Annotated in this window: 23 protein-coding genes; 10 read left to right on the forward strand and 13 right to left on the reverse strand. The window is 66.0% G+C overall.

All coding sequences use genetic code 11. The annotated features are described in order from the left end of the window. Positions 1–40 precede the first annotated feature (40 nt). Positions 41–211 carry a hypothetical protein gene (locus JHL17_RS19680; RefSeq protein ID WP_200195623.1) on the forward strand — a complete coding sequence of 57 codons (171 nt, stop codon included), beginning with the start codon at positions 41–43 and terminating at the stop codon, positions 209–211. Between the two features lie 30 nt (positions 212–241). Here the strand turns inward: JHL17_RS19680 and JHL17_RS19685 are convergent, their stop codons facing one another. From JHL17_RS19685 to JHL17_RS19695, 3 genes are all read right to left on the reverse strand, one after another. Continuing rightward, complete coding sequence (locus tag JHL17_RS19685; RefSeq protein ID WP_200195624.1) at positions 242–1,405, reverse strand: cytochrome-c peroxidase; 1,164 nt, start codon at positions 1,403–1,405, stop codon at positions 242–244. Between the two features lie 144 nt (positions 1,406–1,549). Next, positions 1,550–2,416 carry a uroporphyrinogen-III synthase gene (locus JHL17_RS19690; RefSeq protein WP_200195626.1) on the reverse strand — a complete coding sequence of 289 codons (867 nt, stop codon included), beginning with the start codon at positions 2,414–2,416 and terminating at the stop codon, positions 1,550–1,552. 159 nt (positions 2,417–2,575) lie between these two features. Then, positions 2,576–2,719 carry a hypothetical protein gene (locus tag JHL17_RS19695; RefSeq protein ID WP_200195627.1) on the reverse strand — a complete coding sequence of 48 codons (144 nt, stop codon included), beginning with the start codon at positions 2,717–2,719 and terminating at the stop codon, positions 2,576–2,578. Positions 2,720–2,791: 72 nt separating this feature from the next. Between JHL17_RS19695 and JHL17_RS19700 the strand changes: the two genes are divergently transcribed. After that, on the forward strand, positions 2,792–2,995 hold the full coding sequence (locus JHL17_RS19700; RefSeq protein WP_200195628.1) for a hypothetical protein: 204 nt from the start codon (positions 2,792–2,794) through the stop codon (positions 2,993–2,995). Positions 2,996–3,217: 222 nt separating this feature from the next. On the opposite strand, the gene JHL17_RS19705 is transcribed toward JHL17_RS19700, so the two are convergent. After that, positions 3,218–4,012, reverse strand: coding sequence for an MmyB family transcriptional regulator (locus tag JHL17_RS19705; protein WP_200195629.1), 795 nt, complete (start codon positions 4,010–4,012; stop codon positions 3,218–3,220). A gap of 123 nt (positions 4,013–4,135) precedes the next feature. Between JHL17_RS19705 and JHL17_RS19710 the strand changes: the two genes are divergently transcribed. The 3 genes from JHL17_RS19710 (at position 4,136) to JHL17_RS37705 (ending at position 6,718) form a co-directional block, all read left to right on the forward strand. Beyond that, positions 4,136–4,747, forward strand: coding sequence for a glutathione S-transferase family protein (locus tag JHL17_RS19710; RefSeq protein WP_200195630.1), 612 nt, complete (start codon positions 4,136–4,138; stop codon positions 4,745–4,747). 778 nt (positions 4,748–5,525) lie between these two features. After that, complete coding sequence (locus JHL17_RS37700; RefSeq protein ID WP_200195631.1) at positions 5,526–6,002, forward strand: acyltransferase family protein; 477 nt, start codon at positions 5,526–5,528, stop codon at positions 6,000–6,002. A 38-nt stretch (positions 6,003–6,040) separates the two neighbouring features. After that, entirely contained in the window at positions 6,041–6,718 is a 678-nt protein-coding gene (locus JHL17_RS37705; protein WP_200195632.1) for an acyltransferase family protein, read from the forward strand. A 24-nt stretch (positions 6,719–6,742) separates the two neighbouring features. Here JHL17_RS37705 and JHL17_RS19725 read toward each other — a convergent pair whose 3' ends face one another. Beyond that, entirely contained in the window at positions 6,743–7,372 is a 630-nt protein-coding gene (locus JHL17_RS19725) for a class I SAM-dependent methyltransferase (RefSeq protein ID WP_200195634.1), read from the reverse strand. Here JHL17_RS19725 and JHL17_RS19730 point away from each other — a divergent pair. The 3 genes from JHL17_RS19730 (at position 7,371) to JHL17_RS19740 (ending at position 10,997) form a co-directional block, all read left to right on the forward strand. Further along, positions 7,371–7,580 (forward strand): hypothetical protein, encoded by a 210-nt coding sequence (locus JHL17_RS19730; protein WP_200195635.1) that lies wholly within the window; start codon positions 7,371–7,373, stop codon positions 7,578–7,580. The two genes, JHL17_RS19725 and JHL17_RS19730, sit on opposite strands and share 2 nt — an antisense overlap. A gap of 94 nt (positions 7,581–7,674) precedes the next feature. Then, positions 7,675–9,462 carry a sensor histidine kinase gene (locus JHL17_RS19735; protein WP_200195636.1) on the forward strand — a complete coding sequence of 596 codons (1,788 nt, stop codon included), beginning with the start codon at positions 7,675–7,677 and terminating at the stop codon, positions 9,460–9,462. Between the two features lie 140 nt (positions 9,463–9,602). Further along, positions 9,603–10,997: a sigma-54-dependent transcriptional regulator gene (locus JHL17_RS19740; RefSeq protein WP_200195637.1), complete on the forward strand. Its 1,395-nt coding sequence runs from the start codon at positions 9,603–9,605 to the stop codon at positions 10,995–10,997. A gap of 7 nt (positions 10,998–11,004) precedes the next feature. Here the strand turns inward: JHL17_RS19740 and JHL17_RS19745 are convergent, their stop codons facing one another. After that, entirely contained in the window at positions 11,005–12,732 is a 1,728-nt protein-coding gene (locus JHL17_RS19745; protein ID WP_200195638.1) for an ArnT family glycosyltransferase, read from the reverse strand. Between the two features lie 201 nt (positions 12,733–12,933). Between JHL17_RS19745 and JHL17_RS19750 the strand changes: the two genes are divergently transcribed. Together JHL17_RS19750 and JHL17_RS19755 are read left to right on the forward strand one after the other, a co-directional pair. Further along, a complete protein-coding gene (locus tag JHL17_RS19750; RefSeq protein ID WP_200195640.1) occupies positions 12,934–13,395 on the forward strand; it encodes a MerR family transcriptional regulator in 462 nt (153 codons plus the stop codon). After that, positions 13,380–15,005, forward strand: a complete 1,626-nt coding sequence (locus JHL17_RS19755) for a 3-(methylthio)propionyl-CoA ligase (RefSeq protein WP_282189334.1) — start codon at positions 13,380–13,382, stop codon at positions 15,003–15,005. Before JHL17_RS19750 ends, JHL17_RS19755 begins: the two co-directional genes overlap by 16 nt. Positions 15,006–15,047: 42 nt before the next feature. Here the strand turns inward: JHL17_RS19755 and JHL17_RS19760 are convergent, their stop codons facing one another. The 7 genes from JHL17_RS19760 to JHL17_RS19790 form a co-directional block, all read right to left on the reverse strand. Then, positions 15,048–15,563: a DNA-binding protein gene (locus JHL17_RS19760; RefSeq protein ID WP_200195641.1), complete on the reverse strand. Its 516-nt coding sequence runs from the start codon at positions 15,561–15,563 to the stop codon at positions 15,048–15,050. 583 nt (positions 15,564–16,146) lie between these two features. Beyond that, positions 16,147–17,640 (reverse strand): glycerol kinase GlpK, encoded by a 1,494-nt coding sequence (glpK, locus tag JHL17_RS19765; RefSeq protein ID WP_200195642.1) that lies wholly within the window; start codon positions 17,638–17,640, stop codon positions 16,147–16,149. Positions 17,641–17,942: 302 nt separating this feature from the next. Then, a complete protein-coding gene (locus tag JHL17_RS19770) occupies positions 17,943–19,718 on the reverse strand; it encodes an ABC transporter substrate-binding protein (protein WP_200195643.1) in 1,776 nt (591 codons plus the stop codon). Positions 19,719–19,864: 146 nt separating this feature from the next. Further along, positions 19,865–20,143, reverse strand: coding sequence for a DUF2160 domain-containing protein (locus JHL17_RS19775; protein ID WP_247893670.1), 279 nt, complete (start codon positions 20,141–20,143; stop codon positions 19,865–19,867). 12 nt (positions 20,144–20,155) lie between these two features. Continuing rightward, complete coding sequence (locus JHL17_RS19780) at positions 20,156–21,025, reverse strand: carbohydrate ABC transporter permease (protein WP_200195645.1); 870 nt, start codon at positions 21,023–21,025, stop codon at positions 20,156–20,158. Beyond that, on the reverse strand, positions 21,022–21,897 hold the full coding sequence (locus tag JHL17_RS19785) for a carbohydrate ABC transporter permease (RefSeq protein WP_200195646.1): 876 nt from the start codon (positions 21,895–21,897) through the stop codon (positions 21,022–21,024). Before JHL17_RS19785 ends, JHL17_RS19780 begins: the two co-directional genes overlap by 4 nt. A 15-nt stretch (positions 21,898–21,912) precedes the next feature. After that, positions 21,913–22,989: an ABC transporter ATP-binding protein gene (locus JHL17_RS19790; RefSeq protein ID WP_200195647.1), complete on the reverse strand. Its 1,077-nt coding sequence runs from the start codon at positions 22,987–22,989 to the stop codon at positions 21,913–21,915.

Below are 22,989 nucleotides of genomic sequence, written 5' to 3' on the forward strand. Positions count from 1 at the left end.
CGCCGACCCATTCCCCCTGCGCAAGAGAGCCCGACCAGCCATGAACGCCACATTGTCCCACCGCTGCACCGCCCTGTTCGACCGCGCCCGCACTGCTTGGCTCAGCCGGCCGTTGACTCGAAAGCTGGCTTCCCGCAAGTCTGGCAAAGGCCGCCGCCTATCGATGGAACTGCTGGATCTGGAACTCTTCCGCATCGACATCGGCCACTGACCAGGTCATCGGTCAGGCCGATGCTCAGTCCTATTTCAGCAGGTGCTCATACCGCGCGTCGGTCAGCGTCTTCATGAAGGCGACCAGCGCCTTGACGCGCCGGCTGTCCAGTGCCGGAGCCGATTCCAGTTCCTTCGACGACAGGTTCGCCGCCACTTCCGGCGGACCCCAGGGCTTGCCGGTTTCCGGGTTCAGCGCCGCCTTTTCCGTCCGGTTGTTGTAGTGGTCGTAGAAGCGGACGACGGTCTCCAGATCCTTGAAGACGCCGTTGTGCATGTAGGGACCGGTCACCGCGACGTTGCGCAGGGTCGGCGTCTTGAACTTCCCCTCGTAAGCGGGCTTGGCGGCGGCCGGATTGTCGTGCAGCCCGCGGTCGGCGAAGCCCGGCTTGCCGGCGGCTTCGCGCAAGGCCGGATTGGCCGGCACGCCGATGTTGTGATGTTCGTAGTTGGTGAACATCTCGCCGGCGGCGGCCGGCATCGCCTTCAACTTGTGGCACTGGTTGCAGTTGGTGAACTGGGTGGAGAAGAACAGGGTCATGCCCAGGTCCTCCTCCGGCGTCATCTTGTACTCGCCGCGCAGAGAGCGGTCGTATTTCGAATCGAAGGGCGCGAAGCGGTCGGTCTTCTCGAAGGCGGCGATGCTGTCGCTCATCGCGTCGTAGGCACGCTCCGCATCGTCGAGCACGCCGGCGCCGTAGAGTGCCACGAAGGCACGGGCATAGTCGGGATTCTCCGCCAGCCTCCCACGCGCCTGTTCCTTGGAGGTCAGCCCCATCTCCGCCGGGTTCAGCGGCGGGCCGCCGGCCTGGTCCTTCAGGGTCGCGGCGCGGCCGTCCCAGAACTGGCCGCCGACCACCTTGCCATCCGCCTTGATGTGGAAGGACGGCGTGAAGGCCGCATAGCTTGCCGTCGGCGCGTTGCGGTCGCCCACCGACTTGCCGTTGTCGCCGACCGAAGCCGCCCCGCCCGCCCCACCGGTGCGCGGATCGGCGAAGCCGAAGTCCGGATTGTGGCAATCGGCGCAGGACTGGCTACGGTTGGCCGACAGGGCGGGGTCGGAAAACAGCGCCTCTCCCAGCTTCTCCTTGGTCGACAGATCCGCGGCAAGGACGGAGCCGCCGACGACGATGCCGGCCGACAGAAACGTCGGCGCAAGCAGGCGGCGGGACAGGGAGGAAAGGCTGACGGGCATGATGACGCTCCTGACGACGGACGGCCACCCGGGGATGCGCCCGGTGGCCGGCTCCGACACTGAGCGTCAGAGGTTAATCGAGAGTGAGAATTGTTATCAATCGGCCCGCGCGAAAGGAGGGTGGGGCGAAAGGTCGCTGGCCCGTCAGGTTGTCGGGCCGGCTCCCTGCCCTTCTCCCTCCGTCAACAGCCGGCGGATGGCGTTGACCAACGGCTTCATGTGGAACGTCGATTCCGGGGAAACCGCGACGGTGCCGCCGGCCGCCTCCACCGCCTCGGCAACCACCGGGCCGACGGCGGCGATGCGCGTCCTGGCGAAGCCCTGGCGGAAGGCGTCGCCGAGGCCGCAGGCCTCCGCCACCTCCTGCAGGCGCCGCACCTGGGGTGAGGCGGTGAAGGCGACGAAGTCGATGCGGCCGTCCGCCATGTCGCGGATCGCCGTCTGGACCGATCCGGTCTCCGAATCGTTGGCGTAGCGGTAGGGGGTCACCGCCGCCGGCAGGCCGCCCCGCGCCCGCACCGCCTCCAGCAGCGGTTCGTTCGGGTTGTCGGGGTAGAGCTGGACGCCGACGCGGCGGCCGGTCAGATCCTCTTCCGCCAGCATGGCGATGACGCCGTCGGTGGTCGGGGCGGGGGCGGATTTGTAGGGGGCGCAGCCGATCTCGCGCAGGGCCTTCACCGGTTTCGGACCGCGGACGAAGACACGCGCGCGGCCGATGGCGGCGACCACGTCGGCCTCCCGTTCCATGGCTCGGGCGACGGTCATCAGGCGCCGCAGCCCCTCGCCGGTCAGCAGCACGATGTCGTCGAAACCCTCGGTCAGCAGCCGCTCCAGCCAGGCCCGTGCCGGTGCCGGATCGTCGAGGTCGAGGATCTTCACCAACGGGCAACGGATCGTCTCGGCCCCATGCTGTTCCATCATGCCGGCGAACAGGTCGAGGTCCCGGCTTTCCGGCACCAGAATCCGCTTTCCCGCCAGATCGCCGCCCATCCCGACCGTCTTTTCAGACATATCCCGCTCCCCTGGTTGCGCCGCCGCGGCCACGGCCGGACCGGCGGCATCCGACACTAGATGGGATCGCATCAAACCGGAATCGATTTGAAGCGTGGATCCGATCCTGAACCAAGGGCGCAGCCCCGGTAGGGCTGCGGCCACCCTCCACCCCGCACCTCATCCCAAGCTGCCGGCGAAACGTTCGGCGAGACAGTTGCGGCGGAACGCCTGCAGGTCGCCCCGTTCGAGATGCGAGAGCACGTCCGGCGCCGCCAGCAGCGTGATGCCCAGCCCAGGCAGCGCCGCCTCGCGTATGGTCACCGGCACGGTCCTCACTGTGGACGGCGGCCGGATCGCCCGATCCCCCTTCCCTTCCGGGCAGGAGCATGGTCCATGACCAGCATCAACATCATCGGCGCCGACAACATCGGCCGCACCGTCGCGACAGCGCTCCTCGCCGGCTTCCCCGATTGGGCGGGGCGCATCGTCATCGACGCCAACAACCCGATCGAGGCGCCGCTGTTCAAGCCCGTACCCCTGGCGAACGGTCCTCGTCGGAGTTGGTGGCCGATCTGGTGTCTGGCGCGCGCGTCGTGAAGGCGTTCAACCATCTCAAGGCGCCTCTGCTCTCCGGCGCCCCGTCCGGCGACGGCGGCAAGCGCGTGCTGTTCTACTCCGGCGACCTCAATGCCATCGAGATAGCTTTCGCCAAGCTCAAGGCCCATCTCCGGCGCATTGGTGCCCAAACCATTGAAGAGTCGTGGGGATCCGTCGGCTCAATCTGCAACCTCTATACGCCTGATGAATGCCGGAACTACCTCAAGCACGTAGTTTTTCATCATAGAAGGCGATGCGAAGTCCGGGCCTATCTTTGGAGACGAGGATATTGAGGCGATAGCTTCGCCAAAGACCCTGTGCATCGCAGAACGTAATGTCCGTATCACCGATCGGGAGGATTTCGGGGTCATCCCACCATTCCATAGTTTGTGGAAAGGTTTGAAGGACCTCGTTGAGGATGGACCTTAAAACCGGGCTCTTTCCGCCCGTCAGATAGTCATGGCGTGCCTTGAGCAGGACAAGCCTCGCGGCGAACTGCCAATCTTGAATACTCTGTCGATAGTGGTCGGAGAAGAAGACAATGCGGATCAAGTTCGGCTGCGGTAACTTGAAGTCCTCAAACAGGATCCTGGCCGCCTCGTTATGGGCCAGGACATCCCAAGAGCTGTTCATTATGTAGGCGGCTTGATCGAGAGCATTGATCATTCTTACGAGCGACTGAGGAAGCTCGACACTTTCATCTCCATCCGCCAATGTCTCGCGGCCGGCCAGTGCAAAAAGGTGCTCCCGCTCGGCTCGGTCGAGCCGAAGTCCTCGCGCCAATCGATGAAGGAAATCATCGGATACCGCTATATCGCGTCCCTGCTCGAACCAAGTGTACCACGTCAAACCGACACCAGCCAACGCGGCGACTTCCTCACGGCGAAGGCCTCTGGTTCGACGACGGCGCACCTGCGGCAAACCAAGCGATTCTGGAGAAATGCGTTCACGACATTGGCGGATGAAATCCGCCAGCGCCTGTCTGGCCGGTACGCGCGTCAAACGATCAGACGCCATTTCTCACCTCGCAAGGCATCGCTTTAGTAATAGCATAAAAACTCCATTGTAACACGATAACTTGTCGGTAGACCGTTGGGACATACCCAGTGATCAAATGCCGAGAACGGAAGGTTAAACGGAATGCTGCTATACCAGTTTCAAAAGGGAACGAATCCGCGGCGCGTTATCATCTACCTGAATGAAAAAGGTATCGACGTTCCGCGATATGAACTCGATTACGCGGGAGGAGAGCACAAGTCGCGCGAATACCTTGCAATCAATCCCAGCGGACGAGCGCCGACACTTGTCACGGATGAAGGTGTGGCGATTACAGAATCGGCCGCCATTGTCGAGTATCTGGAGGAACTCTATCCCGAGAAGCCAATGATCGGGACGGATGCCATTTCTCGTGCGAAAATACGCTCGCTTGAGCGCCTGGGAACCGATCTGGTGGTTCGGTCTCAGCTTTGGCTTTGGAATGTCACCCAATCCTTTTCCGCCAAGGAGCCGTCGCCTTCGCCGGACACCGCTACCAAGCTCTTTGGGTACGTCACTGAAATACTGGATGTCCTGGAGGCGACGATCGGAGATCACGAGTTCCTGGCAGGAGACAGGCCTACGATTGCAGACTGCACGGTATTCCCAATTTTTCAAACATGCCGGGAGAGGTTCGACCAAGCCTTCGGCTCCGCTCATCCGCGCCTTGACGTCTGGTACAAGAAGTTTCGTCAGCGGCCAAGTGCCGAATACTAAGAGGCTGGTGACTTGAAAAAGCTTAAGGCTACGGCCTGCGATTCGAATAATATGGAGCCATGCGACGGCTCTATCGTCGTTCCTATCAAAACATCAAAATTTAGAGTGGCAATCATCATGATTATATTCGTTTACCCCATTGTAACGTTTCTGCCCTACACTCTGAACCCTCTGGCCGGTAACTGGGCTATTTGGCATCAAACACTGATTTTGACGCCGATCACAGTATTTCTCATCGTCTTCGTTGTGAGCCCGTTGATTGTAAAACACTTTGACTGGTTCCTGCGGCCTCGCTCGGCGCCTTGAAGGAGCCGGATGCGGCGGCGTGCTTCCATCCCGAAGTCGACATCAGATCGGATCACGTAAAATCGGAAGCGATTTGACGCGTGAATCCGATTGTCAAACATAAGCCCACAGCGCCATGCGTTTGATATGAAACGCATGGCGCTGTGGAGGCGGTGTCCAGAGCCCTCATTTGATGATTTCCCTCCGGAAACCCGCTGATTTGCCGTCGGTATCCTGTGCCTTTGGCATAGAGAGGCAGGCATGGGACCAACGCATCGCACAGCGCGAAGGCGAGGATCCGGGAAACTCCGGTGGAAAATTGCCGAAATGGCTGGATTCCCGCCGCCGCAGAATGACAAGTTTCCCTGTGTAGGATCGAATTTCCCAAATGCGATTGCCCCGGCGCCCCTCCGAACGACCTTGACAAGCTTGACGACAAAGTCTCCCGTCCCCCGGCTTGCTCCTGTCCCCTGGCGATGGCTGGAATGACGGTATGGTCGCGTCTGCGCTCCTGGTAATCCTCCTCTATGCGGCGGCGGCCTGCGCATCATGGGCGATTCTGCGCTTCGTTCCCCTGCCGTTGCGCCCGCAGGCCGGTTCCGACGGCCGCTACGCCGCCATCGACGGGATGCGCGGATTGCTGGCCTATGCCGTGTTCATCCACCATGGCGTCATCACCTGGCAATATCTGCACAGCGGCCTCTGGGCGCTGCCGCCGTCCCGGCTCTACACCCATCTGGGCCAGAGCAGCGTCGCGCTGTTCTTCATGGTTACGGCCTTCCTGTTCTGGGACAAGCTGCTGAAGGCCGGGCCGGGGATGGACTGGCGCGAATTCGTCTCGTCCCGCTTCTACCGCGTCTATCCGGTCTATGCGGTCGCCGTCGTCCTGACCGTTGTCCTGACGCTCGCGGCGACGGGCTTCGAACTCAGGACCGGACCGCTCGACCTGCTGCGCCGGCTGATCGGCTGATCGGCTGGGCCAGCTTCAAGGCGCCGCCGATCAACGGCATGGAGAATGCCGGGCAGATCGTCGCCTACGCCACCTGGTCCCTGCCCTACGAACTGCTCTTCTACGCGGCGCTGCCCGCGCTGGCTTTCTCGCTCCTACCGACGCGGAAGCTGCGGCCGGCACTCGTCTCCCTCGCCCTCACGCTGGCGCTGCTGCTCTATTTCCGCAATTTCAGCCTTGCGGTGCTGGAGTGTTTCCTGGGCGGCATCGCCGGCGCCTATGCCATCCGCCGCCCTGGGTTCGTCCGTTTCGCCCGGTCGGACCGCGGGCTGCTCCTGGCGCTTGCAGCCCTGTCGGCGACCGTGGCCGGCTTTTCCGGCGCCTACGCGCCGTTGCCCGTCCTCGGGCTCGGCCTGTTCTTCGTCGTCGTCGCGGCAGGGCAGGATTTCCGCGGCGTCCTGACCCGGCAACCGGTCCTCTGGCTGGGCGAGATCAGCTACGGCGTCTATCTGCTGCACGGCATCGTGATCTGGACAGTGATCACCGCCAACGCCCCGCTGCGCGCCGTCATCGGAGAGGAGGAGCCGCTCTACGTCCTGATCCTTGCGGGCGCCGGCGTCCTGGTCCTGGCGGTCGCCAGTCTCGTCCACCTCACGGTCGAGCGACCGGCGATCCTGTTCGGCAGGCGGAGCCGCGCCCTCCGTCAGGCTGCCCGCACCCGCCGTGTCCCAGCCTGACTCATTGCGACCTCCGTCCCCCTCTCACACCCTTTGACCCCGCCGGCAGTGCAGCAGGCTGAACAGCCCGAAGGGCGGCAGGGTGCGGATGCTTTCCACCGCCAGCCGCGATCCGGCCATCATCGCGTCCAGCGTGAAGTCGGGCCGCCAGCCGAGCTTCTTCGACAGGGGCGACAGCCAGCCCTCCACCGCGCGGCGGACGCCGGGCCGGGGGGCGGCGAAATGGTTGACGATGACGATGTCGCCGCCGGGTTTGCAGACCCGCTCCAGCTCCGCCATCGTGCCCTGGGGGTCGGGGACGACCGTCATCACATACATGGCGACCACCACGTCGAAACTGCCGTCGGCAAAGGCCAGCTTGCCGGCATCCATCTCCAGCAGCCCTTCGACATGGTCGAGCTTTTCGCGCTCCACCCGGTCCTGCGCGACCTTCAGCATGTCGGTGGACAGGTCGATGCCGACGACGCGGTTGTCCTTGCGGTAGTCGGACAAGGAGAGGCCGGTGCCGACGCCGACTTCCAGGATTCGCAGGCCGCCGCGGCGGTTCAGCCACTCCACCGCCGCATGCCGGCCGGAGGCCAGAAGCACCCCGAACACGCGGTCGTAGAATCCGGCATAGCGGCGGTAAGCGGCGCGAATGGATTCGGCATCCATGATCCTGTTCCCCCTTCTCGATCCCGTTTCCGGCAGGTACCAAAAGGCCAAGCCAAAGCCGGCGGCGGCGCACCATAACCGGCTTTCGCACGTCATGAAAGTGACGCAAACAACAGACACCGGACAATATCACTCTGGTCGCGTCCATTCATTTGGCATAGCCGAAGGGATGATTTGTTTGGATATTTTCCATTTGTTTTTTGATTGAACGTTCATTTAAGAACGGGCGTCATTCGGACGTAGAAGCCATCGGCCGCAAAACAGGCTGGACAGCCTCGCTCCCCCGGCTCCATAGACAGGCGATGGCCGATCCCGCTTTCCCCCGTCCGCTGCGCCGCCGCAGGCTGGCGATCCTCCTCGCGGCGCTGGCTGCGGTGACGGCGCTGGCGTCCTGGGGCGCCTATTTCTGGGCGGAGGCCGAGGCGCGGGCGGCGCTGATCCTGAACGGCGACCAGCGGCTCGGCCTCTACGCCAGCAGCATCCGCAACGCGGTCGGCCGCTACGATTACCTGCCCTTCCTGATGGCCCGCGACCATGAGGTGCTGGATCTGCTGAACGCGCCATCGGATCTGCGGCGCGATGCCGTGAACCGGCGGCTGGAGACGGCGAATGCGGCGGCCGGATCGGCGGCGCTCTATGTGGTGGACCGTTCGGGCTTGGCGCTGGCGTCCAGCAACTGGGCCGATCCGGCACAGAGTTTCGTCGGCCATACCTACGACTTTCGTCCCTATTTCCGTCAGGCGGTGGAAGCCGGCAGCGGCCGCTACTTCGGCATCGGCGTCACCACCGGCCTGCCCGGCTTCTTCCTGTCGCATGCGGTGCGGCTGGGGGAGAGGCTGATCGGCGTCGCCGTGGTCAAGATCGACCTGGAACCGCTGCAGCGCGACTGGGCGGCGGGCGGCGAGCGGGTGCTGGTGACCGACGAGAACGGCATCGTCTTCCTGTCCAGCCATGCCGACTGGAAGTACCGCGCGCTGCGCCCGCTGCCCGATGCGGTGAAGGCCCGGCTGGCGCTGACCCGTCAGTACGACCGCAGCGACCCGACACCGCTCGGCCTGCATGACGCCCCGGTGGCGGAGAACGGCGCCCGGCGGATCAGCCTGCCCGATCCGCTCTCCCCCGGCGCCCGTCGCGCCTACCTGATGCAGGAACTCAGTCTTCCCGAATTCGGCTGGACCATCCGCTTCCTCTCCGAACTGGAGCCGGTGAAGGCCCAGGCGGCCGGTGCGGCGGTGCTGACCGCGATGGGCATCCTGCTGCTCGTCGCCGCCCTGGCGCTGGGCTGGCAGCGGCGCCAGACCCTGCGGCTCCAGCGCGAGGCGCGGGTGACGCTGGAACGCCGGGTGGAGGAGCGCACGGCCGAGCTGGTGACCGCCAACCGCGTCCTGCGCGAGGCGCAGGAGGAGCTGGTGCAGGCCGGCAAGCTGGCGGCGCTCGGCCAGATGTCGGCGGCGCTGGCCCATGAGATCAACCAGCCGCTGGCCGCCATCCGCACCTTCGTCGCCTCCACCCGGCTGCTGGCCGAACGGGGGGAAACGGCGATGGTCCGCGACAACCTCGCTATGATCGGCGATCTGGCGGAGCGGATGTCGATGCTGTCCGGCCATCTGAAGGAGTTCGCGCGCAAGGGGCCGGCGCGGGTGGAGGCTGTGCCGGTCGCCCGCGCCATGGACCGCGCGCTCTCCCTGCTGGTCCCCCGCCTGCGCGAGGAGGAGGTGCGGGTCGAACAGGCGATTCCGCCCGACGCCCGCGTGCGCGGCGACGCGGTCCGGCTGGAACAGGTCTTCGTCAACCTGCTGCGCAATGCCGCCGATGCCATGGCCGGCTGCGAGGATCGGCGCCTGACGCTGACCGCCGCCCGCAATGCCGGGGGCTGGGAGATCCGCATCCGCGACACCGGCACCGGCATCGCCGAGGCGCACCAGTTCCAGCTGTTCGATCCCTTCTTCACCACCAAGGAGGTCGGGCAGGGGCTCGGGCTCGGGCTGTCGCTGTCCTATGGCATCGTGCGGGATTTCGGCGGCATGCTGCGGGCGGAGAACAATGTCGACGGCGGCGCCTGTTTCGTCATCCAGCTGCCGGACGCCTAAGCAGGTTTCTCCAGATCGGGCTACAGGCCCGGCCTGGAGAAACCTGCGGACTCTATGGTTTTGCAGGTTTTCCGAGCCCGCCCATCTGTGGGCGGAGTTCGGAAAACCTGCTTATCCCCTGATGCAGAGCGAGGACCGAGATGAAGACCGATCCGCTTGCCACACCCGTCCTGTTCATCGACGACGAGCTGGCGATGCGCGTGTCGGTGACGCAATGGCTGCAACTGGCCGGCTTCGCCGCGCAGGGCTTTGAGACGCCGCAGCCGGCGCTCGACCTGCTGTCTCCCGATTTTCCCGGCGTGCTGGTCACCGATGTGCGGATGCCGCGGATGGACGGCATGGCGGTGCTGGAACGGGCGCTGGAACGCGACGCCGACCTGCCGGTGATCCTGGTGACCGGCCATGGCGACGTGGCGCTGGCGGTCGAGGCGATGCGGCGCGGCGCCTACGACTTCATCGAAAAGCCCTTCGAACCCGACCATCTGGTCACCGTCCTCCGCCGCGCGGCCGAGAAGCGCCGCCTGGTGCTGGAGAACCGCGGCCTGCGCCGCCTTGCCGGCAGCGGCGGGATCGAGACCCGGCTGATCGGGACCTCCCCCGGCATCGCCGAATTGCGGCGCGACCTGCTCGACCTCGCCGCCACCAGCGCCAGCGTGCTGATCCATGGCGAGACCGGCACGGGCAAGGAGCTGGTCGCCCGCTGCCTGCATGATTTCGGCGCCAGAGGCTCAAGGGGCGGGGAGAAGGGCGCCTTCGTCGCCGTCAATTGCGGCGCCATTCCCGACAGCATGGCGGAAAGCGAGCTGTTCGGGCACGAGCCCGGCGCCTTCACCGGCGCCACCCAGCGCCGCGCCGGCAAGCTGGAACATTCCAGCGGCGGCACCCTGTTCCTCGACGAGATCGAGAGCATGCCGATGGCCATCCAGGTCAAGCTGCTGCGGGCCTTGCAGGAACGCACCATCGAACGGCTGGGCTCCAACAAGCAGGTGCCGGTCGACCTGCGGCTGGTGGCGGCGACCAAGATCGACCTGCTCGACCTCAGCGAGGAGGGGCGCTTCCGCGCCGACCTCTATTACCGGCTGAACGTGGCGGAGCTGCATATCCCGCCGCTGCGGGCACGGGTGGAGGACATTCCGCTGCTGTTCGACTATTTCGCCGCCGACTTCGCCGCCCGCCACGGCCGCGAGTCGCGGCCGCTGGAGCCCGCCGACCTCGATGCGCTGCTGGCCCATGACTGGCTCGGCAATGTGCGGGAACTGCGCAACCTCGCCGAACGCCATGTCCTGTCGGTGGGACGCAGCGGCGTCGCCGGCCTGCTGCGCCGCCGCACCCTGGGCGGGGAGGCGGCATCGCCGCCGCGCGCGCTCGCCGATCAGGTCGATGCCTTCGAGAAACGGGCGATCGAACAGGCGCTGGAGCGCTGCAAGGGCGATATCAAGTCGGTGATGGACCTGCTGGACATCCCGCGCCGGACCCTGAACGAGAAGATGGCGCGCCACGGGCTGGACCGCACGCGCTTCCTGCCCCGCGGCTGACCGCCGCTCACCACCAGTGACGCTGCTGGCGGCCGGTGCGCAGGCGGGCGACCTCGACCATTTCGGCCGGCTCCACCGGCTTGCGCAGATCCTTCACCACCGCCAGCAGGGCGCCGTCGCGCTCGACCTCCGCCACCGTCGGGCCGGTCATCAGCGCGTCGCAATCCTCCTGCGTCGGCGCGATGAAGAAGTCGGCGCGGGTCCAATCGGTGACCCAATGCAGATTGGCCGGCGCCAGCTTCTCGAAGGCCAGCGGCTCGGCGCAGACGGCGACGCTGTAGCTGCGGTGACGGTGGGTGCGGGCCTCCTCGGCGGCGATCACCTCCGACAGGTCCTCCACCGCTTCCGGCAGGCTGTTGGCCCAGTAATCGACATCGTATTTGCGCACCGCGCCGGCGACGCCGCCGACCAATTCGTTGAAATAGACATATTCGTCGGGGTGCAGCGACTCCAGGACCGCCGCCTCGCGGCCCAGCGCCAGCGCCAGCGCGACGCCGGCGAACGCGGCGGCCGACAATCCCCGCCCGCTTCGCTGCGACACGCCGAACCTCCAGGCGCCGGCCCAGCCGAGCAGCCGGTCGAGCCCGATGCCGCCCAGCACCGCCAAAGGCGGCAGCACGAACAGGAAATGGCGGATCGCCGTGTAGCCGGGGGCATGGGTGACGGTGAACCAGACGACCGGGAACAGCGCCGCCAGCGCCACCAGCCCGCAGCCGACCGCACGGGTCCTCCCCTCCCCGTCCGCCAGCCCATCGCGGCGCAGGATCGCCGGCAGCCCCATCAGCCCCAGGATCGCTCCGGCCAGCATCACCAGCGGCAGCTTGACCGCCAGATACCGGGCCAGATAGCCGCGCGGCACCTCGTACATCCAATATTCGGTGCCGCCCAGCATGGTGCGGATCGGATAGTGGAAATGCGAGAAATCGGCCAGCGCCCGCAGCGGGTTCAGCGGCTCCAGCACCGCCCAGGGCCAGAAGACCGCCATCAACCCATAGGCCACCGGCAGCGCCGGCAGCAGGCGCAGCGCTCCCCGGCCGGCCTCGCGCAGCCGGGCGCCGGAAAAGCCCTGCACCAGCACCCACCCGACCAGCATCGCCGCCATGTATCCGGCCAGCAGCAGCGCCCCGACCCGGATCCCCAGCGCCAATCCGGCGACGGCGCCGAATCCGAGCACCGTTCCCCAGCGCGGCCGCGGCATCTGTCCTGCCAGCCGGATCAGCAGCCCCACCGCAGCCATCATCAGCACGGCGAAGGGCACGTCCTTGGTGTGGTTGAACAGCCCGCCATACCAGGGGCCGCACAGCGCCAGCAGCGCCCCGGCGAGGAAACCGGCCCGCGGCCCGGCCAACCGGCGGCCGACGCCCCAGGCCACGGCGATCCCCGCCACCCCGATCAGGGCGCACAACAGATGCCGCGTCTCATAGGGGTCGAAGGGCAACAGCGGTGCCAGCGCCACCGCCGCCATGTCGAACAGCCCGCCATAGAGATAGAGGTTCTTGTAGCTGAAGGCGGACTCGTCGACGAAACCGCTGCGGTACCAGTCGATCAGCTTGGCGCCATAGACATGCTGCACCTCCTCGTCGTTGGAGATGCCGTAGTGCCGGAAGGTGACCGCGACCAGCACCGGCAACACCAGCATTCCCAACGCCGCGGCAAGGTCCCACGGCTCACCGATCAGCCGGCGCAAAACGCTGGTCGCTCCCCCCACCCGATCCCCCGCTTGCCGTCCGAACATACCCCGTGGTCCGACCGCAGGAAGCACCGGCAGCCCCGGCTTGTCATGTGAAATCTCTGCCACGGTCGCACCGCGCCGTCCGTAGTCCGGCGGTCGAACAGGCGGAAGAAAGATCCGGCGCGACATAAAGCCTGCTTTAGCTCACTGACGTTGACTTCCCCCCTCGCTCCATGGCGAAATCGTCGGCTCAGGGGATTGTCCATGGCTGAACGGAAACACGTGTATGGCGTGACGGAACTGGCGGCGGAGTTCGATCTCACGCCACAGGCGTTGCGCTATTACGAGGAGAAAGGACTGCTCGAACCGCAGCGGGCCGGTGGGCGCCGCGTGTTCACCCACCGCGACCGCGCGCGGCTGATGCTGATCCTGAAATTCCGCCGGGTCGGCTTCACGCTGGAGCAGATCGCGGAATACCTCGCCCATTACCGCTCCGGCCGGTCCAGCGCCGGGCAGTACCGCGACGGTCTGCGCAAGATCCGCGCCCGCCTCGGCGAGCTTGAACGGATGCAGTCCGAAATCGCCGAGGTGATCGGCGCGTTGAAAGCCATGGAGGCCGACGCCGAAGAGCGGCTCGCCACCTGCATGCATGACGACGACCTGAAACCAGACCGCCCAAAACCAGAAGCGACCGAACCGGGAGTGAAGCGATGCTGCGCGGAATGATGATGAATGGCCCCCTGCTGGTGACGTCGATCCTGCGTCACGCGGCGCTCTACCATGCCGATACCGAGATCGTGTCGCGCACCACCGAGGGGCCGATCCACCGCTACACCTATGCCGACGCCTGGGTCCGGGCACAGAAGCTGGCCAATGCGCTGGCGGCGCTGGGCATGCAGCCGGGTGACCGCGTCGGCACGCTGGCCTGGAACGGCTACCGCCATCTGGAATGCTATTACGGCATCGGCGGCTCCGGCATGGTTTGCCACACCATCAACCCGCGCCTGTTTCCGGAACAGATCGCCTACATCGTCAACCACGCCGAAGACCGGCTGCTGTTCACCGACCTGACCTTCGTGCCGCTGCTGGAGGGCATCGCCGGGGAGCTGACCGGGCTGAAGGGCATCGTCGTGCTGACCGACCGCGCCAACATGCCGGCCTCCAGCCTGCCGAACCTGCTGTGCTACGAGGATCTGCTGGCCGACCAGCCCGGCAGCTTCGACTGGCCGGATCTCGACGAGAACACGGCCTGCGGCATGTGCTATACCTCCGGCACCACCGGCAACCCGAAGGGCGTGCTCTACAGCCACCGCTCCTCCTATCTGCATGCCCTGGCCGCCTGCCTGCCGGACGTGCTGGGCCTGTCGGCGTCGGACGTGGTGCTGCCGGTGGTGCCGATGTTCCACGTCAATGCCTGGGGCACTCCCTATGCGGCGCCGATGGTCGGCGCCAAGCTGGTCTTCCCCGGCGGCAAGCTGGACGGCGCCAGCCTCTACGAGCTGTTCGAGGGCGAAAAGGTCACCAACACCGCCGGCGTGCCCACCGTATGGCTCGCCCTGCTGAACTGGCTGGACGCCAATGGCAGGAAACTGACCACCATGCGCCGCATCGCCATCGGCGGCTCCGCCTGCCCGCCGGTGATGATCCAGCGCTTCCAGGAGATGGGGGTCGAGGTGCTGCATGCCTGGGGCATGACGGAGACCAGCCCGCTCGGCCTCGCCAACACGCCGAAGGGCAAGCATCGCGGCATGGATGCCGAGACGGCGCTGGCCCTCGCCTCCAAGCAGGGGCGGCCGATCTGCGGCGTGCAGTTCCGCGTGGTCGACGGATCGGGCAACGACGTGCCGCAGGACGGAACCAGCTTCGGCCGGCTGCTGGTGCGCGGCCCGACCGTCTGCTCCGGCTATTTCGGCGTCGAGGACAGCGCCGCCCATCAGGCGGTGCCGGGCTGGTTCGAGACCGGCGACGTGGTGACGATGGATGCCGACGGCTATATCCAGATCGTCGACCGCACCAAGGACGTCATCAAGTCGGGCGGGGAGTGGATCAGCTCCATCGACCTGGAGAATATTGCCATCGGCCATCCGGGCGTCCAGGAGGCCGCCGCCGTCGCCGTGCCGGATGAGAAATGGGGCGAGCGCCCGGTGCTGGTGGTCGTCCGCAAGCCCGGCGCCGCCGTCACCCGCGAGGATCTGCTGGGTGTCTTCGACGGCAAGGTGGCGAAATGGTGCATCCCCGACGACGTCCGCTTCGTCGACAGCCTGCCCCACACCGCCACCGGCAAGCTGCTGAAGAGCGAGATCCGCCACATGCTGGCCGACCGCGAAGAGGTGTAACCGCACAAGGCCGGGGGCGGTGCTCTTCCGTCCCCGGCGCGTTCACTCGGCGGCGATCAACCCGGTCAGCCGCCGATGCTGAATATCGGCCCCGACCTCCGACGCGACGCGGGCAAGCTCGACCGACCTCGGATCGGGGTGAATGTCGGTGTTGCGCTCGAGCCAGATCAGCGCCTCGACCAAGCGCCACAGGCTGGGATTGCCGGTATAGACAGGATCGGGAAAAGCGGCCGCCACCGCCCTGATTTCGCCGGCCGCGTATTTCCGGATGTTCTGTCGCGAGCAGCCGACGATCTCCGCCAGATCGGCGAGATTGACCAGATCCGGCGCAATCTCGATCAACAGCGCACCTGGAATTGCTTTCAGCACATCGGCGATGGCGGAGCGGACCGCCGTTTCAGCCGAAACCGCTTCTCGCGAGAAGTCCAACGCGATGGACCCGCGTCGCCCCGTGCCGACGGTGGCATCATCGCAGCCGGCTTCGAACAGCGCATCCAGCCACGCCGTCGGCTCTTCTTGTCCAAGCGGCAGGCGGAATTTCAGGACGAACTCCCACATCTTGCATCCACTCCCTACGGCTTGCCTGGGCCTTCGTGGTCCGCATAGATACAACCGTCGACTGCCCTGCGGATCTTGCGCGCCTCGTTCTCCGGCACTCTCGGCGTGCTCCAGACTGAGAGTTGGCAGAACTCCCCGCACCGGCAGTCGGATTCGTTGTACGGACAGCGCAGCAAGCCCCAACAATGGCTGTGTCCCTTGAAGCAGGTCCAGCCGCGGCTCTCCGCGTAGAGGACGGCCTCCTCGATTTCCTTTTTCGGGTGTCTGCTCCGCGTCACGCCCGTCTCCGACGCATGAGTATCGGGCAGCGCGCCTGGTTGTCAATAGACAACCAGATTGTCTTGCGCCGGCCCTGTTCTCTCATTCCATGCCGACGCCCGGCACGCAAGCCTGTGCATTCGTTGGTGCGGAAAAAAGAAGCGGGCCGGACGGTATCGACCATCCGGCCCAGTGTCCCCGCTGAACCGGCGAGGACGACGCACCCGAGGGAGGAGCGCGCAACCGAAATCAGAGTACCGGCAGACGATCGGGCCGACTTGCCCGTCTGCGCCGGACTATCTGCGAATTTCCGCCATCGAAATCCTCAACGCTCCGACCGCACCCGCGCCACGGCGTCGCGCCAGCCACCATAGAGGCGGTCGCGCTTGTCCTGCTCCATGCGCGGTTCGAAGCGGCGCTCGCTGCGCCAGGCATCGGACACCGACTCCAGCCCGTCGAATACGCCGACCTTCAGCGCCGCGAGGCAGGCGGCGCCGAGCGCCGTGGTCTCGATCACCTTCGGGCGTTCGACCGGCATGTTCAGCAGGTCGGCCAGGAACTGGCAGAGCCAGTCGTTGGCGGCCATGCCGCCGTCGATGCGCAGGGCGTTGATGGTCCCGCCCCAATCGCCGGCCATCGCCTCCATCAGGTCGCGGGTCTGGAAGGCGACCGCCTCCAGCGCGGCGCGGGCGATGTGAGCCGGGCCAACGTCCAGGGTCATGCCGAAGATCGCGGCGCGGGCGGCCGAATCCCAATGCGGCGCGCCCAAGCCCACGAAGGCCGGAACGAAATAGACGCCATGGCTGTCGGGCACGCGGGTCGCCATGTCGTCGGTCTGGCTGGCATGGGTGATGATGCCGATGCCGTCGCGCAGCCACTTGATGGCGGCGCCGGCGACGAAGATCGAGCCTTCCTGTGCGTAGGACGTCCTGCCGTTCAGCCGGTAGGCGACGGTGGTCAGCAGCCGGTTCTTCGACACCACCGGCGTCTCGCCGGTGTTGATCAGCGCGAAGCAGCCGGTGCCGTAGGTCGATTTCGCCATGCCCGGCGTCAGGCAGGCCTGTCCGAAGGCCGCCGCCTGCTGGTCGCCCGCCACCCCGGCGATCGGGACCGGCCGGCCGAGCAGCTCCGGCTCGGTGACGCCGAAATCGTCGGAGCTGTCGAGCACCCGCGGCAGCATGGCGCGCGGCACCCGGAACAGCGCCAGCAGCTCGTCGTCCCAGTCCTGGGCATGGATGTCGAACAGCATGGTGCGCGAGGCGTTGGTCGCGTCGGTCGCATGCACCTGCCGCCCGGTCAGGTGATGGATCAGGAAACTGTCGATGGTGCCGAAGCACAGCTCGCCCCGCTCCGCCCGCGCCCGGGCGCCCGGCACATGGTCGAGGATCCAGGCGATCTTGGTGGCGGAGAAATAGGCGTCGATCAGCAGGCCGGTCCTGGACCGCACCAGCTCGGCATTGCCGGCCGCCACCAGCTCCTGGCAGAGCGCGGCGGTACGACGGTCCTGCCAGACGATGGCGCGGTGGATCGGCTCGCCGGTGGCGCGGTCCCACACCACGGTGGTCTCGCGCTGGTTGGTGATGCCGATGGCGGCGATGGCGGAGACGTCGATCCCGGCCTTCTCCACCGCCTCGCGCGCCACGGTGCGGACGTCGCGCAGGATGTCGGCCGGATCATGCTCGACCCAGCCGTCGCCGGGATAATGCTGGGGAAACTCGCGGCGGGCTTCGGCTAGCGGCGTCCCCCGGCCGTCGAACAGGATCGCCCGCGACGAGGTGGTGCCCTGGTCGATGGCGAGGATATGGCCGGCCTTGCTCATGGAAGCGTTCCCTCATGGAGTCTTGGGCTTAATACCCTCTCCCGTCCCGGGAGAGGGAGGGACCCGCCGAAGGCGGGAGGGTGAGGGGTCGGGCAAGGATCGATACGCCTGTTCCTTGGATCGCCCCTCACCCTTCCCAAGCCTTGCTTGGGCCCCTTCCCTCTCCCGGGACGGGAGAGGGAACCTTCAGAAAAATAAAAATGGGGCGGCGCCAGTCTTTCGAAACCATGCCGCCGCCCCAGGCTCACCTCCGGCACAACCAGGACAGATGCCGGAGGCTGACCCGACGACCGAACCCGTCGTTACTGGGCGCGGCCTTCCTTCCAGGCCTTCAGCAGGTCGTCATAGGCGATGGTCTGGCCCTTGGGCTTCTCGTTGGCCAGCTTGGCCTTCGGGGCGCCGGGCGCGTCGAACCACTCCTTGGGGTCCTTCTTCGGGTTCAGCTTGGGCGCGCAGTCGCCGCCGATGTTGGCGCGCTCCATGCGGGCCATCACCTGCTCCATCTGTTCGGCGAGGTTGTCCATCGCCTGCTGCGGGGTGCGCTCACCCGTCACCGCCTCGGCGATGTTCTGCCACCACAGCGGCGCCAGCTTCGGGTAGTCCGGCACGTTGGTGCCGGTCGGCGACCACGCCACGCGGGCCGGGCTGCGGTAGAACTCGACCAGACCGCCGAGCTTGGGCGCCGCTTGCGTCATCGCGTCGGACTTGATGTCGCTTTCGCGGATCGGGGTCAGGCCGACCAGCGTCTTCTTCAAGGACGCGGTCTTCGACACGGTGAACTGGGCGTAGAGCCACGCGGCCTTGCGGCGCTCCGCCGGGGTAGACTTCAGCAGCGTCCACGACCCCACGTCCTGGTAGCCGAGCTTCATGCCCTGCTCCCAGTAGGGCCCGTGCGGCGAGGGGGCCATGCGCCACTTCGGCGTGCCGTCGGCGTTGACCACCGGCAGGCCGGGCTTGGTCATGTCGGCGGTGAAGGCGGTGTACCAGAAGATCTGCTGGGCGACGGCGCCCTGCGCCGGCACCGGGCCGGATTCGGAGAAGGTCATGCCGGCGGCTTCCGGCGGCGCGTATTTCTTCAGCCAGTCGATGTATTTGGTCAGCGAATAGACCGCCGCCGGGCCGTTGGTGTCGCCGCCGCGCGCGACGGACGCGCCCGCCGGGCGGCAGCCCTCGACGCGGATGCCCCACTCGTCGACCGGCAGGCCGTTCGGCAGGCCCTTGTCGCCGGCGCCGGCCATCGACAGCCAGGCGTCGGTGAAGCGCCAGCCGAGCGACGGGTCCTTCTTGCCGTAATCCATATGGCCGTAGACGCGGACGCCGTCGATCTCCTTGACGTCGTTGCTGAAGAACTCGGCGATGTCCTCGTAGGCCGACCAGTCGAGCGGGACGCCCAGATCATAGCCGTACTTGGCCTTGAACTTCTCCTTGAGGTCGGGACGGGCGAACCAGTCGGCGCGGAACCAGTAGAGGTTGGCGAACTGCTGGTCGGGAAGCTGGTACAGCTTGCCGTCCGGACCGGTGGTGAAGCTGGTGCCGATGAAGTCCTTCACGTCCAGCGTCGGCAGGGTGACGTCCTTGCCCTCGCCGGCCATGTAGTCGGACAGCGCGATGGCCTGCCCGTAGCGGACATGGGTGCCGATCAGGTCGCTGTCGTTGATGTAGGCGTCGTAGACGTTGCGGCCCGACTGCATCTGGGTCTGCAACTTCTCGATGACGTCGCCTTCCTGGATCAGGTCGTGCTTGAGCTTGATCCCGGTCAGGTCGCTGAACAGCTTGGCCAGCGTCTTCGATTCGAACTCGTGCGTCGTCAGCGTTTCGGAAACGACGTTGATGTCCATGCCCTTGTAGGGCTCGGCGGCCTTCACGAACCACTCCAGCTCCTTCATCTGCTCGTCCTTGGACAGCGTGGAGGGCTGGAGTTCCTCGATGATGCGCTTGGCGACCGCTTCCTGGTCCGGCGTCATGGCGGCGGACGGGCCGGCCGAGGCCATCGCCAGCAGGACGCCGATGCCGCCGGCCATCACGGCCCCGGTCAGGCGGCGCCGCAGAGAGCGACGCGAAGTCTGGTGCTGAAGCATGTTTCCTCCCACTTGATCGACTTGGTGTCGGGTTGACGTTTCGTATTGCCCTTACCAGCGGAAACCACCGCTCTTCCCGTCGTCCCCGCAGCCCCGCGGGGGAACGGATTCCTTGAAAACCTTGTCTTCTCCCCACCCGGACCGGATCAGCCGAAGCGGATGACCAGGGCGATCCAGACCAGCGAGACCGCGGAGGCGCCCCACAGCGACGCGTCGGTCGCGGCGAGCCAGCCCAGATGGATGAAGGCGCTGCCGAGCAGGCCGATGAACAGGCGGTCGCCGCGAGTGGTGCGCATCGGCAGGAGGCCCTTGGCCTCCACCGTCGGCGACACCACCTCCCACACCGTCATGCCGGCCAGCATCAGGGCGATGCAGAGGAAGAAGATCGCGGTCGGCGCGGTCCACGCCATCCAGTCCATATCCATGAGGCGATCTCCTCAGACCCGGCCCAGGGCAAAGCCCTTGGCGATGTAGTTGCGGACGAACCAGATCACGAGCGCGCCCGGCAGGATGGTCAGCACGCCGGCGGCGGCCAGCAGGCCCCAGTCCATGCCCGACGCGCTGACGGTGCGGGTCATGGTTGCGGCGATCGGCTTGGCGTCGACCGAGGTCAGCGTGCGGGCCAGCAGCAGCTCGACCCAGCTGAACATGAAGCAGAAGAAGGCGGTGACGCCGACGCCGGCCCGAATCATCGGCAGGAACACCGTGCCGAAGAAGCGCGGGAAACTGTAGCCGTCGATGTAGGCCATCTCGTCGATCTCGCGCGGCACGCCCGACATGAAGCCTTCCAGGATCCAGACCGCCAGCGGCACGTTGAACAGGCAGTGGGCCAGCGCCACCGCGATGTGCGTGTCGAACAGCCCGACCGTCTGGTAGAGCTGGAAGAAGGGCAGCAGGAACACCGCCGGCGGCGCCATCTTGTTGGTCAGCAGCCAGAAGAAGACGTGCTTGTCGCCGATGAATCGGTAGCGCGAGAAGGCGTAGGCCGCCGGCAGCGCCACCGTCAGCGAGATGATGGTGTTCAGCGTCACATAGTAGATCGAGTTGATGTAGCCGCTGTACCAGCTGGGATCGGTGAAGATGACGGCGTAGTTGCGCAGCGTCGGATTGTGTGGGTACAGCGTCAGGCCCGACAGGATCTCCTCGTTCGTCTTGAACGACATGTTGACCATCCAGTAGATGGGCAGCATGAGGAAGACGATGTAGCAGACGAGAACGATCGTCCTGTTCGACACCCGTGCCGAGGAGCGGCGGATGTTGGCCGGCGCCGCCAGCGCACCGGGAGCGAGAACCGCGGCCTTGCTCATTTCTTCTCTCCCTCGCCGGTGCGGGTGATGATCGTGTAGAAGATGAAGCTGAACAGCAGCACGATCAGGAAGTAGACGATGGAGAAGGCCGCGGCCTTGCCGATGTCGAACTGGCCCACCGCCATCTGCGTCAGATACTGGCTGAGGAAGGTGGTCGAGTTGCCGGGGCCGCCGCCGGTCAGCACGAACGGCTCGGTGTAGATCATGAAGCTGTCCATGAAGCGCAGCAGGACCGCGATGATCAGGACGCCGCGCATCTTCGGCAGCTGGATGTAGCGGAACACCGCCCATTTCGAGGCGCCGTCGATCTTGGCCGCCTGATAGAAGGCCGGCGGGATCGACTGCAGGCCGGCGTAGCACAGCAGCGCTACCAGGCTGGTCCAGTGCCAGACATCCATCACCAGCACGGTCAGCCAGGCATGGGCCGAATTGTTGGTGTAGTTGTAGTCGATGCCGATGGCGCGGAAGGTGGCACCCAGAAGGCCGATGTCGCCGCGGCCGAAGATCTGCCAGATGGTGCCGACCACGTTGAACGGGATCAGCAGCGGCAGGGCCAGCAGCACCAGCGTCAGCGACGTCTTAGCGCTGCGACCGCCGGGCATGCCGAGCGCGATCACGATGCCCAAAGGGATCTCGATCGCCAGCACCGCCAGCGAATAGATGATCTGGCGGACCAGCGCGTCGTGCAGACGGTCGTCCTTCAGCACCGCCTCGAACCATTCGGTACCGACGAAGAAGGTCTGGCCGGGGCCGAAGATCTCCTGCACCGAATAATTGACCACCGTCATCAGCGGGATCACGGCGCTGAAGGCGACGATCAGAAAGACCGGGATGATCAGGAACCAAGCCCGGTTGTCCTGGACCTTATCCATGGCTTCGTGCCTCCTTCAACCGACCAGATGGCTGTCGCGGTAGAGCTTGGTCCACCGCGTGGGGAAATGGATGGCGGCGTCCAGCGCCGGGATTTCCTGCTCTTCGCTCAGCCGCACCTTCAAGGTGTGGTTGTTCAGACGCACCGTCGCCAGCTTCGAGGTGCCGAGATCGTCGACGCCGGTAACCTGCACCGGAATGGCTCCGGCGCTGCCGCTGCGGGTCAGTTCCAGGAATTCCGGGCGGATGCCCAGCTCGAACTTGCCGCCGACCGAAGGCACGGCACGGTCGGGCAGTGGGATAGCGATGCCGTCGACCAGCGCATGGTCGTTGCCCAGCGTGCAGGGCATCAGGTTGATGCCGGGGCTGCCGATGAAGTAGCCGACGAAGGTGTGCTGCGGGTTCTCGAACAGCTCCTGCGGGGTGCCGAGCTGGACCATGGCGCCTTCGTACATCACCGCGACCTTGTCGGCGAAGGTCAGCGCCTCCACCTGGTCGTGGGTCACGTAGATCATGGTCAGGCGGTATTCCTCATGGATCTGGCGCAGCTTGCGGCGCAGGATCCACTTGGTGTGCGGGTCGATGACGGTCAGCGGCTCGTCGAACAGGATGGCCGCCACGTCCGACCGTACCAATCCGCGGCCCATGGAGATCTTCTGCTTGGCGTCCGGCGTCAGCCGCTGGGCGCGCTTCTTCAGATCGGCGGTCAGGTCCAGCGCCTCGGCCACCTGCCGCACGCGGCGATCGACGTCGGCGGCCGGAACCTTGCGGTTGCGCAGGGGGAAGGCGAGGTTCTCGTACACCGTCATGGTGTCGTAGATGACCGGGAACTGGAACACCTGGGCGATGTTGCGCTCTTCCGGCGTGCAGCGGGTGACGTCCAGCCCGTCGAACAGCACCCGCCCCTCGCTGGGCACCAGCAGGCCGGAGATGATGTTCAGCAGCGTGGACTTGCCGCAGCCCGACGGACCGAGCAGCGCATAGGCCTTGCCGTCCTCCCACTCCTGCGACAGGCGGCGCAGCGCGTAGTCCTCAGGCCTGTTCGGGTGCGGGTGGTAGGAGTGGCCGAGATTGTCGAATTGGATGGTCGCCAT

The organism is Azospirillum endophyticum, assembly GCF_016595245.1.
In the GTDB taxonomy this organism is placed as follows: Bacteria; Pseudomonadota; Alphaproteobacteria; order Azospirillales; family Azospirillaceae; genus Azospirillum; species Azospirillum endophyticum.

Bases quoted from the DNA above. Each gene is read 5' to 3' on its own strand.
- JHL17_RS19740 (WP_200195637.1), top strand. From the start codon at position 9,603: ATGAAGACCGATCCGCTTGCCACACCCGTCCTGTTCATCGACGACGAG.
- JHL17_RS19790 (WP_200195647.1), bottom strand. From the start codon at position 22,989: ATGGCGACCATCCAATTCGACAATCTCGGCCACTCCTACCACCCGCAC.
- JHL17_RS19710 (WP_200195630.1), top strand. From the start codon at position 4,136: ATGCTGCTATACCAGTTTCAAAAGGGAACGAATCCGCGGCGCGTTATC.
- JHL17_RS19700 (WP_200195628.1), top strand. From the start codon at position 2,792: ATGACCAGCATCAACATCATCGGCGCCGACAACATCGGCCGCACCGTC.
- JHL17_RS19785 (WP_200195646.1), bottom strand. From the start codon at position 21,897: ATGGATAAGGTCCAGGACAACCGGGCTTGGTTCCTGATCATCCCGGTC.
- JHL17_RS19705 (WP_200195629.1), bottom strand. From the start codon at position 4,012: ATGGCGTCTGATCGTTTGACGCGCGTACCGGCCAGACAGGCGCTGGCG.
- JHL17_RS19685 (WP_200195624.1), bottom strand. From the start codon at position 1,405: ATGCCCGTCAGCCTTTCCTCCCTGTCCCGCCGCCTGCTTGCGCCGACG.
- JHL17_RS19760 (WP_200195641.1), bottom strand. From the start codon at position 15,563: ATGTGGGAGTTCGTCCTGAAATTCCGCCTGCCGCTTGGACAAGAAGAG.
- JHL17_RS37700 (WP_200195631.1), top strand. From the start codon at position 5,526: ATGGTCGCGTCTGCGCTCCTGGTAATCCTCCTCTATGCGGCGGCGGCC.
- JHL17_RS19680 (WP_200195623.1), top strand. From the start codon at position 41: ATGAACGCCACATTGTCCCACCGCTGCACCGCCCTGTTCGACCGCGCC.
- JHL17_RS19755 (WP_282189334.1), top strand. From the start codon at position 13,380: ATGCTGCGCGGAATGATGATGAATGGCCCCCTGCTGGTGACGTCGATC.
- JHL17_RS19780 (WP_200195645.1), bottom strand. From the start codon at position 21,025: ATGAGCAAGGCCGCGGTTCTCGCTCCCGGTGCGCTGGCGGCGCCGGCC.
- JHL17_RS19735 (WP_200195636.1), top strand. From the start codon at position 7,675: ATGGCCGATCCCGCTTTCCCCCGTCCGCTGCGCCGCCGCAGGCTGGCG.
- JHL17_RS37705 (WP_200195632.1), top strand. From the start codon at position 6,041: ATGGAGAATGCCGGGCAGATCGTCGCCTACGCCACCTGGTCCCTGCCC.
- JHL17_RS19730 (WP_200195635.1), top strand. From the start codon at position 7,371: ATGATCCTGTTCCCCCTTCTCGATCCCGTTTCCGGCAGGTACCAAAAG.
- JHL17_RS19750 (WP_200195640.1), top strand. From the start codon at position 12,934: ATGGCTGAACGGAAACACGTGTATGGCGTGACGGAACTGGCGGCGGAG.
- JHL17_RS19745 (WP_200195638.1), bottom strand. From the start codon at position 12,732: ATGTTCGGACGGCAAGCGGGGGATCGGGTGGGGGGAGCGACCAGCGTT.
- JHL17_RS19725 (WP_200195634.1), bottom strand. From the start codon at position 7,372: ATGGATGCCGAATCCATTCGCGCCGCTTACCGCCGCTATGCCGGATTC.
- JHL17_RS19775 (WP_247893670.1), bottom strand. From the start codon at position 20,143: ATGGATATGGACTGGATGGCGTGGACCGCGCCGACCGCGATCTTCTTC.
- JHL17_RS19690 (WP_200195626.1), bottom strand. From the start codon at position 2,416: ATGTCTGAAAAGACGGTCGGGATGGGCGGCGATCTGGCGGGAAAGCGG.
- glpK (WP_200195642.1), bottom strand. From the start codon at position 17,640: ATGAGCAAGGCCGGCCATATCCTCGCCATCGACCAGGGCACCACCTCG.
- JHL17_RS19770 (WP_200195643.1), bottom strand. From the start codon at position 19,718: ATGCTTCAGCACCAGACTTCGCGTCGCTCTCTGCGGCGCCGCCTGACC.